General features: G+C 54.9%; 1 tRNA gene and 2 rRNA genes (1 of these 3 cut by a window edge). All 3 read right to left on the bottom strand.

The annotated features are described in order from the left end of the window. A tRNA-Met gene (locus FBZ99_RS32840) sits at window positions 1–77 on the bottom strand. Window positions 78–439: 362 nt separating this feature from the next. Continuing rightward, window positions 440–554: ribosomal RNA gene (rrf, locus tag FBZ99_RS32845) — 5S ribosomal RNA — on the bottom strand. 277 nt (window positions 555–831) lie between these two features. Continuing rightward, a 23S ribosomal RNA gene (locus tag FBZ99_RS32850) occupies window positions 832–2,500 on the bottom strand; it runs 1,247 nt beyond the window's last position.

The raw sequence follows: 2,500 nt of genomic DNA on the forward strand, positions 1-2,500 counted from the left end.
TGGTTGCGGGGGCAGGATTTGAACCTGCGGCCTTCAGGTTATGAGCCTGACGAGCTACCGGGCTGCTCCACCCCGCGTTACCAGCGTAAACCCGGAGGGTTTATCGCGCTACCAGCGCAAACCGCTACGCGGTTTGTCGCGTCCACGTAAACCGCAGAGCGGTTTATCGTGTGTTTCCAGCGTAAACCCGAAGGGTTTATCGCGTGTGGGCATCCTTGCGGTTCCCACCAAATTCCAGAAGCGTTTGCGCTTCCCTTCAGAAGCGACAAAGGCCGCGTTAGCGGCCTATTGTAACACGGCCTGGCCGTATTTCGGAGTGTGACGAGAAGATTTTGTGAGGCATAAGCCGCTGAAGCGGTTTAGCGAGGCATAAATTGCAGAGCAATTTAGCGAGGCATAAATCGATTTCATCGATTTAGCCTGGAGTTGCGATTAGCAGACCTGGCAGCGACCTACTCTCCCGCGTCTTAAGACGAAGTACCATGGGCGCAGGGGCGTTTCACGGCCGTGTTCGGAAAGGGAACGGGTGCAGCCACCCCGCCATAACCACCAGGTCGGCAAAGCGCAACTTGAGCTGTCCATGCGTTCCGCATGGACAGCTCAAGTCGCTTCTTTGTGGCTGATATGCCTTGTCCTTCTCGCTTGCCGCTCGAAGGGGACATCAGCCGGCCATACGGTCACCTCGAGTTCGAGGCGACGGGTGGCCGAAGCTTGCTGTTCATGCTTTTGCATGGACGTTTTGAGAAGCTGGCGTGTTTGAACACGTTTTTTAGAGGCTCATACCGCATGAATGCTTTCGCATTCAGCGGGAGATGAGCACTGGCAATGGGAACGATCAAGCCAATCGAGCTATTAGTACCGGTAAGCTTCATGCGTTGCCGCACTTCCACACCCGGCCTATCAACGTGGTCGTCTTCCACGGCTCTGATAGGGAACACTCGTTTCCAGGTTGGTTTCCCGCTTAGATGCCTTCAGCGGTTATCCATTCCATATATAGCTACCCTGCTATGCCCTTGGCAGGACAACAGGTCCACCAGAGATATGTCCATCCCGGTCCTCTCGTACTAGGGACAGATCCTGTCAATATTCCTACACCCACGGCAGATAGGGACCGAACTGTCTCACGACGTTCTGAACCCAGCTCACGTACCGCTTTAATTGGCGAACAGCCAAACCCTTGGGACCTGCTCCAGCCCCAGGATGCGATGAGCCGACATCGAGGTGCCAAACAACCCCGTCGATATGGACTCTTGGGGGTCATCAGCCTGTTATCCCCGGCGTACCTTTTATCCGTTGAGCGATGGCCCTTCCACACGGGACCACCGGATCACTATGACCGACTTTCGTCTCTGCTCGACTTGTCAGTCTCGCAGTCAGGCGGGCTTATGCCATTGCACTCGACGACCGATTTCCGACCGGTCTGAGCCCACCATCGCGCGCCTCCGTTACTCTTTCGGAGGCGACCGCCCCAGTCAAACTACCCACCATACACTGTCCCGGATCCGGATAACGGACCGCGGTTAGACATCCATGACGATAAGGGTGGTATTTCAAGGATGGCTCCACAAGAACTGGCGTCCCTGCTTCAAAGCCTACCACCTATCCTACACATGCCGACACGAATGCCAGTGTAAAGCTATAGTAAAGGTGCACGGGGTCTTTCCGTCTGACCGCAGGAACCCCGCATCTTCACGGGGAATTCAATTTCACTGAGTCTATGTTGGAGACAGCGGGGAAGTCGTTACGCCATTCGTGCAGGTCGGAACTTACCCGACAAGGAATTTCGCTACCTTAGGACCGTTATAGTTACGGCCGCCGTTTACTGGGGCTTCGATTCAGAGCTTGCACCCCTCCTCTTAACCTTCCAGCACCGGGCAGGCGTCAGACCCTATACGTCGTCTTGCGACTTCGCAGAGCCCTGTGTTTTTGGTAAACAGTCGCTACCCCCTGGTCTGTGCCACCCTCACATGCTTGCGCATATAAGGGTCACGCTTCTTCCGAAGTTACGCGTGCAATTTGCCGAGTTCCTTCAACATAGTTCTCTCAAGCGCCTTGGTATACTCTACCTGACCACCTGTGTCGGTTTCGGGTACGGTCTGTACGGTGGAGCTATTTCCTGGAACCGCGTCCCCGCCCACACAATCCAATAAGTGTGAACAAGTTAAGCAATCCGTCACTACCACCAGGCCCACGAATATTAACGTGGTTCCCATCGACTACGCGTGTCCGCCTCGTCTTAGGGGCCGGCTAACCCTGCTCAGATTAACTTTAAGCAGGAACCCTTGGTCTTTCGGCGAGAGGGTCTCTCACCCTCTTTATCGTTACTCATGTCAACATTCGCACTTCCGATACCTCCAGGACCCCTCACGGGTATCCCTTCATCAGCTTACGGAACGCTCCGCTACCACTCCTCAAAGAGGAATCCTCAGCTTCGGTGCATGGCTTCAGCCCCGTTACATTTTCGGCGCAAAGACCCTTGACTAGACCAGTGAGCTGTTAC

It is taken from the genome of Rhizobium sp. ERR 1071 (assembly GCF_007828675.1).
In the GTDB taxonomy this organism is placed as follows: Bacteria; Pseudomonadota; Alphaproteobacteria; order Rhizobiales; family Rhizobiaceae; genus Rhizobium; species Rhizobium dioscoreae.